Source organism: Lentzea jiangxiensis (assembly GCF_900104175.1).
GTDB lineage: Bacteria > Actinomycetota > Actinomycetes > Mycobacteriales > Pseudonocardiaceae > Lentzea > Lentzea jiangxiensis.
Genome location: NZ_FNIX01000025.1, coordinates 88,734 through 95,362, shown reverse-complemented (window position 1 = coordinate 95,362; position 6,629 = coordinate 88,734). Strand labels below are relative to the sequence as shown.

General features: G+C 66.3%; 8 protein-coding genes. 2 read left to right on the top strand and 6 right to left on the bottom strand.

Annotation, left to right across the window (positions count from 1 at the left end; translation table 11 throughout):
* Positions 1 to 634 (top strand): TetR/AcrR family transcriptional regulator (locus BLQ91_RS36220; RefSeq protein WP_143022999.1); only part of this gene is annotated, 634 nt, incomplete at its 5' end.
* Between the two features lie 69 nt (positions 635 to 703).
* On the opposite strand, the gene BLQ91_RS36215 is transcribed toward BLQ91_RS36220, so the two are convergent.
* The 3 genes from BLQ91_RS36215 to BLQ91_RS36205 form a co-directional block, all read right to left on the bottom strand.
* A complete protein-coding gene (locus tag BLQ91_RS36215; protein WP_090104500.1) occupies positions 704 to 1,705 on the bottom strand; it encodes an ISL3 family transposase in 1,002 nt (333 codons plus the stop codon).
* Positions 1,706 to 1,772: 67 nt separating this feature from the next.
* Positions 1,773 to 2,846, bottom strand: a complete 1,074-nt coding sequence (locus BLQ91_RS36210) for an NAD-dependent epimerase/dehydratase family protein (protein WP_218130541.1) — start codon at positions 2,844 to 2,846, stop codon at positions 1,773 to 1,775.
* 9 nt (positions 2,847 to 2,855) lie between these two features.
* Positions 2,856 to 3,458 (bottom strand): helix-turn-helix domain-containing protein, encoded by a 603-nt coding sequence (locus BLQ91_RS36205; RefSeq protein ID WP_090104496.1) that lies wholly within the window; start codon positions 3,456 to 3,458, stop codon positions 2,856 to 2,858.
* A 206-nt stretch (positions 3,459 to 3,664) separates the two neighbouring features.
* Between BLQ91_RS36205 and BLQ91_RS36200 the strand changes: the two genes are divergently transcribed.
* Complete coding sequence (locus BLQ91_RS36200; RefSeq protein ID WP_176960143.1) at positions 3,665 to 5,005, top strand: MFS transporter; 1,341 nt, start codon at positions 3,665 to 3,667, stop codon at positions 5,003 to 5,005.
* 470 nt (positions 5,006 to 5,475) lie between these two features.
* On the opposite strand, the gene BLQ91_RS40780 is transcribed toward BLQ91_RS36200, so the two are convergent.
* From BLQ91_RS40780 to BLQ91_RS36195, 3 genes are read right to left on the bottom strand one after another with little or no spacing between them, the layout of a single operon-like run.
* On the bottom strand, positions 5,476 to 5,763 hold the full coding sequence (locus tag BLQ91_RS40780) for a hypothetical protein (protein ID WP_143022997.1): 288 nt from the start codon (positions 5,761 to 5,763) through the stop codon (positions 5,476 to 5,478).
* Positions 5,764 to 5,778: 15 nt separating this feature from the next.
* Positions 5,779 to 5,955: a hypothetical protein gene (locus tag BLQ91_RS41865; protein ID WP_176960142.1), complete on the bottom strand. Its 177-nt coding sequence runs from the start codon at positions 5,953 to 5,955 to the stop codon at positions 5,779 to 5,781.
* On the bottom strand, positions 5,956 to 6,423 hold the full coding sequence (locus BLQ91_RS36195) for a transposase (RefSeq protein WP_245734190.1): 468 nt from the start codon (positions 6,421 to 6,423) through the stop codon (positions 5,956 to 5,958).
* Positions 6,424 to 6,629: the final 206 nt, after the last annotated feature.

Sequence of the window (6,629 nt, the reverse complement as noted above, 5' to 3'; positions counted from 1 at the left end):
GGGAGTGGCCACGAAATCCACGGAGGACAAGCAGCCGTCCCGGCCGCGGAACGCGGCCGGGACGCGGGAACAGCTCCTGAAGGCCGCGGCTCCGCTGTTCGCGCGCAACGGGTACGAGGCGACAACGGTGAGCCAAATCGCCCAGGCCGCAGGCTTTTCGGCGAATCTGGTGACCCGGTACTTCGGTGGCAAGGAGGGCTTGTTCCTCGCGGCGATGGAAACCCGGCTGAACCTGGATTCGACGTTGCCGGGCAGCATCGACAGCCTCGGACAGCGGCTGGCCGATCGGATCGTCGACCGGTGGGAGCGGCAAGGCGACGCCGACCCCCTGCTGGCCCTGCTGCGCTCGGCCTCTTCCCGCCCGGCGGCACTGGGCGACTTCCTCGAGAAGGAAGCGACCGGACCGCTGACCGAGGCGCTGATGTCGTGGGGGTTCTCCGACCACCAGGCGGTCGACACCGCGAACGCGATCCAGTCCTTCATCGTCGGAACTGTCGTGACCCGCAGGATGCTGAACACCGGTGCGGTCGCTGCCGCCACCGGCCCGCAACTGCGCGGCTGGCTGGCCGACGTGCTGCAGCGTCTCGTCGACGAGGGCGCAGCGGCCGACTCACCTCGCCTCCCGCTCAAGTGAGGGACTGTAAAACGTTCGGCTCTGTCCACGATTGCGTGATCAAGTATGGCGTCCGTCGTCGCGGCGAGGTCAGCCGGTGAGAAGGATTCTCTTGCGTAGCAAGCTGAAGCTGGCTTTGCCGTAGGTCTGTCGCTTGAGCAGCTTGATCTTCGTATTCACGCCCTCGGTGGGTCCGTTGCTGTAGGGCACGGTCAGGCCCGCGACCGCCGCATCCAGGTCTTTGTCCAGTCCGTTGAGGTAGGAGTCGAAGCCGGGCAATGCGTCCGCGCGGGTCGTGGCGATCCAGCCGGAAAGGTCCTCGCCGCGGCGCCCGGTGAGGATGGCGGCGAACTCGCGCACCCGAGCGGCGAGGGTGGTCGTCTCGGGGCAGGCGGCGATCAGGTCGTCCAGGTGGCGCCGGGTGTGGTCGGGCAGGTCGCTCGGCCGGCTCATCAGCCAAGAGACCAGGCGGCGTGGTGCGGGCGCGACGCGCTCGGGATCGGCCCGGCCCTGGTTGATGTAGCGCACCAGCAGGTTCGCGCTGCCGGTGTAGCCCTGCTCGCGGATCTCCGCCAGGATCCGCGTGACCGGGACCTTCTCCGCCAGACGCTGCCGGACCAGGTCACGGTGCCGGTCGACCAGGCAGGCGCCGTAGCGCGGCGGGCGCAGCAACTCCTCCACCCGCTGGGCGCGGGCGTAGCGCTTGACGGTGTTCAGCGCCCAGCCCAGGCACCGAGCGCATTCCAGCAGTCCGGCGCCCTGGGCGAGCAGGGCGTGCACGGCGGCAAACCGCTTCCGCGTGCGTGCGTGCGGCCAGCGCCGAGTCCTCGGGGTGGGTGTGGTGTTCCAGCAGGTGGCGTGGGCGATGACGGTCTTCTCCACCGCGGCGGCCAGGTTGTGCCACAGATGCCACCGGTCACTGGCCTGCACCGCGTGCGGGACGGCTTGGCGGATCGCCTCGGCGTAGGCGGCCGAGCCGTCCCGGCAGACCACCTCCACCCCGCGATGTTCGCGCAGCCAGCCCGCGAGGGTGGCGGCTTTGCGGTCCGGGAGCACGTCGACACGGCGATGGGTGACCGCGTCGATCAGCACGGTCGCGTACTGAAAAGGCTGCGGTATGACCGTGTCAAGCCACCTGGCACGGACGCGACTCCGCGGCTCACCACACGCGCATGTCCTCCCGGATCCAGTCGGTCATTGAGGTGTGCTCAGGTTTCCACCCGAGCTCTCTCGCCCTGCTGGCCCGGACGCGGCTGTTCGACCCCAGGGCGAAGCGCGCCAGGCCTTCTCCCCACACCTCCGCCGCCTTCTCCCACGGCCATGGCTCGACCGGTCCCAGGCCGAGCCTGTCGGCGATGGCGGCGCCGATCTCGGCGATCGAAGCCTCACCGTTCTCGACGAAGTAGAACCCACCGGCGGTGGAGTCGGACAGTGAGATCGAGTACAACGCCGCCATGTCGTCGACGTGAACGTTCGACCAGGTGTTGACGCCCTTGCCGACGACTCGGACAACTCCGCTGTCGCGTGCCTGCTCGACCAACGGGATCATCAGCACCGTGTCGGGACGGGGCGGGCGGCCGTTGCCGTAGATGAGCGAGTTGCAGAGCACGACCGTGCGGACGCCGTCTCGCGCCGCGTCGACCACGGCGGTGTCGAGGGCGAACCGGGCCTGCCGAATCGGGTGGGAGTCGGCGACCACTTCCCGCGTGTCGTCGTAGACGGCAGACGAGAGTTCGTCTCCCTTGGCATCGTCACCGATGATGCTGGTTCCGCTGGTGTGCACGAACGGCTTGCCGGAGCCGCGGAGACCGCGCAGCAAAGCCTCTGCCGCACCACGATGGTCGCTGTTCGCCGTGTTGACCACGCCGTCAGCGCGCTCCGCCTCGGCGGTGAGGAGGTTGTCGTCATCCAGATCACCGATGACGGGCGTGATCCCGGCTTCCAACAGAACGCGTGCGTGGTCTCCATTGCGTAGCAGACCGCGTACTTCGTGTCCCTCGGCGACGAGACGCTCGCCGACGACACCTCCGATGTAACCGGTCGCGCCGGTGAGGAAGATCTTCATGATGCCCTTCTCAGATGCGCGTGCCCCCGCAGAGGGGAATAGGGTCGACCTGTTCGCCGGTTGGTGATCCGACGCAACTGCGAAGCTAGCCACGGCGTTGCAAAGACCCAAAGAATTTTGCCGTTTCGTCAAATCGGGTGACCAACTGGTGCCGCTGGTCGCAAGCACTCCAGGTGACTACTCGCCCTGCGCCTGCTTCTTGGCACGGCTCGAAGCGGCACGCAGATGGGCACGTTCACCCTGGTGACCGAAGAGGGTCAGCACCTCCACAGGATGCTCATCGGCGTTGCCGAACCAGTGCGGCGTCTTGGTGTCGAACTCCGCTGCCTCGCCCGGTCCCATGACGAGGTCGTTGCCGCCAAGCACGAGACGCAGACGTCCGTTGAGGACATATAGCCACTCGTAACCTTCGTGGCTGGACACTTCCGGCCGCCGCGGACGCCTTTTCGGATAGATGATCAACTTGTAGGCCTGGAGGTTGCCCGCCCTTTGAGTGAGGGGCAGAAGCGTCATGCCGTTACGGGTGATCGGCTTGCTGCGGAGGCGCGGATCACCTGTTTCCGGCGCCCCGATCAAGTCGTCCATGGCTACACGCAGCTCTCGGGCAAGGGGCAGCAGCAACTCGATCGTGGCGCGGCGCTGACCGGATTCCAGGCGCGAGAGCGTACTCACGGAGATGCCGGTGGTTCTGGCGAGACCGGTCAACGTGAGGTCTCGCTGCTTGCGCAGGCGCCGAAGCCTCGGTCCGATTGCGTCCATTGTGGAGGAGATATCGTCCATCTTGCCAGTTTGCCACCGCAGCAACAGTTGTTGCGACTACCAACCCGCTGCCACGAACCTTGCCAGGGCGCTTCACCCGAGCCCGCGATTGGACCCTGGAGCGGAGAATGGTCAAAGGTAGTAGTTCGACGGCGTCGGCCTCCGTGGCCGAGGACACGACGGCTGAACCGAGAGTCGCCGTGCCGCGCGGTCGAGTGTTGGTAGCTGTGGCCGTGTTGGTGTTGACACAGCTGATGCTGGTGGTCGACACCTCGATCGTCAACGTGGCACTGCCCGACATCGGCCGGGAACTCGAATTCACGAGCGCGGGCCTGTCTTGGGTGGTCACTGCCTATGCGTTGTCATTCGGGGGCTTGATCCTGCTCAGTGGCAAGGTCGGGGCGATGATCGGCCCCAAACGCGCCTTGCTGATTGGTTTGGCGATGTTCGTGGTCGCCTCAACAGCGGGTGGATTCGCGTCCACGGCCGTGATGCTTGTGATAGCGCGTGCGGCACAGGGCATCGGCGCTGCACTCGCAGCGCCGTCCATCATGGTGTTCTTGATGAACATCACCGCGCCAGGACCGCAACGGGCACGAGCCATGTCTCTGTTCGTGCTCGCCTCGGGTAGTGGTGCGGCCCTTGGCCTTCTCGCCGGCGGTGTGCTCACCCAGAGCCTGGGCTGGGAGTGGGTGATGTTCGTGAACGCACCGATCGGCGCGTTCACGATGATCGCCGCACTGCGTTGGTTGCCCGAATTGCCGCGTCACCGGACCTCTCTCGACATCGCGGGCGCCATCGCATCGACCTCGGCCATGGTCGCGCTCGTCTACGCCTTCACCACCGCGGCGGAGTCCGGCTGGTCCAACCCTCTGGTCGTCAGCGCGTTCGTCGTAGCCGCGTTGTCCGCTCTGGCGCTGATCCTGGTGGAGCGCGGACGCCTGCATCCGGTGATGCCCCTGGACCTCTTCAGCACGATGCGCAGCGCTGGACCACTGCTGTCCATGCTGTTCATCCCTGCAGGTCAGGTCGGCTTCCTGTTCTTCACCACGCTGCTGACCCAGCGGGTCTTCGGGTTCACGCCGCTGGAGACCGGTCTTTCCCTGATTCCCTACACCGTGGCGCTAATCGTCACCAACCAGGTGATTCCGCGCATGATCCCGCAGCTGGGTGAACGAACCATAGGCATCGCGGGACTCGTCGGCCTCGTTCTGGGCATCACGTCGATGGCGGTGGTTGCCACGCAGGCGCACGCTCCGATCGCCGTTGTACTGCTGCCCTCGGTGCTGCTCGGGTTGGGCGCGGGAGCTGCGTTCGCCCCTGTGACCGCGGTAATCATGCACCAAGCGCCGCACGAGCACCTCAGCGCGGTTTCCAGCGTCACCCAAGGTCTGCAACAGCTCGGCGCCGGAATGGGTCTGGCCGTGCTGACTGGTGTCCTCGCCGACAACGGCGGCATCGAGTCGGGCCTGCCTACAACCCTCTTGGCCGCGGCCGCATTTCCCCTAACCGGTCTTCTGCTGTTCGGATTCTGGGGGCGACGCCTCGCCCACACCAACACCGCTTGACGTGAGCCTCACGTCAAGCACGCACTCGCAGCCGGATCGCGTCGACGATCCGGCTGCGTTGGTGGTTCTTGTAGTTTCGTCACGCAGCTGCTGAGAAAACGGTTGAGGTTGGATTCGCTGTCTGGGCGATCCATCAGGTGCGATCTGTGCGGTCAAGGTGTCGTTGCGTCGGCTGTACCGGCGAGCCAAGCAGGCGTTCCAACTTTCGCCGTGATCCCGCACGAGCTTGCCGACGACAAGCTCGCCACGGCGCCATAGTGTGTCCCCTGCTCGAAGTACGGGTGACTTGCTGGACGAACTGGTCGATCGTCGTTGCCCGGTGAAGATGTCTTGGCGGTTCCGAACTGCGGGGCTTGGTGTTGGCGTCGTCAGCATCGGCAGGACCAGGACCAGAAGTTGTTCGATGCTGGTTGTCGGCCGGAGGACCAGGCTGACGAGCATGCTGCGGATCTCGGGGAACGTGAAGCCGATCATGCCCTCGTTGCTGTGGGTTGTTCCCCTTTTGCGGCAAGGGATCTGGCCATGGCGGGGCAGGCATGGGCGAGCATGGACAGGTTGATGTGGGCATGCCAGGCCCGCCAGGTACGGACCTGGTAGTGGTCAAGCCCGGCCTCGTTTTTGGCTTGCTGGAAGCATTCCTCGATGCGCAGGCAGGCGCCGGCGACCCAGGCCAGGTCCGGCAGCGTGCAACGACGGGGCCCGAAGCGGACGTAGTAGGCGATCTCGCCAGGATCGGTGATGCTGCGGCGGTCCAGCAACCAGTGTCCGCGGCCCTATCCCGCAAAACGCGGATCGGCACCCGCGCCAGTCGTACTCGCGCGGACGATGCGCCCCGCGACCACCGACGACCTGCGCCAGGCCCGTGCCGGCATCCCCGCGATCAGGGCGTCGGCGCGAACCTGGCCGAAGTCGGTGGTGGACAGCATGTCGTTGACCCTCGTGGCCAGCACCTACGCCACATCGCGCTGCTCGAGCCAGAACCGCAAATGCTTGGCCTGCCCGTCGGCCTCGTCGGCAGTCACCCAGCGGAGAGGCACCCTCGCCTCGAGCGTGCGCTCGGTCATCGCCATCGCCTTCCGCGGTTTGGTGGCGAACTCCACCTCACCGGGGACACCGGCCGCCCGGCACAGGCCCGGATCGCGGTCCGAGATTCCGGCAGATAGAGCTCCCGGTCGATCAACGCGTGCCCCGCGCCGACGCGTGGGCCGGGAACACGCCCATCTGACAGTTCTGTGTGCGACCGGTGGTCCCCGAATACTGCTGCTGCACAGCCGCCGAACGAAAGCTCTCTTCAGAAACCCGGTGTCACCGACGATCAACACCCCGTCCTGAGCACTTGGATGTTCCACGACATAGTCGCGCAGATCGTCCCGGACGCCCTCGACGTCCCCGTCCGCCCGCCGCAACAACCGCTGCATCCCGTCCGGCGAGACCTCACCGGCCCGCTCGGCCAACGACCAGCCGTTCTTGCGCTCAACCCCGCGACCAGACCGAGCACGTAGTCCCGCACCCGATCACGCGGCTCCGACCTGACGAACCGATCACGCAACCGGCCCGACTCCGCCGCAGCGACATCGACGACCACACACAACATGATCCACCACGGAACACAAGTGCTGTTGCA

Coding starts and splice junctions, on each gene's coding strand:
- BLQ91_RS36205 (WP_090104496.1), bottom strand. CDS start 3,458: ATGGACGATATCTCCTCCACAATGGACGCAATCGGACCGAGGCTTCGG.
- BLQ91_RS36195 (WP_245734190.1), bottom strand. CDS start 6,423: ATGCAGCGGTTGTTGCGGCGGGCGGACGGGGACGTCGAGGGCGTCCGG.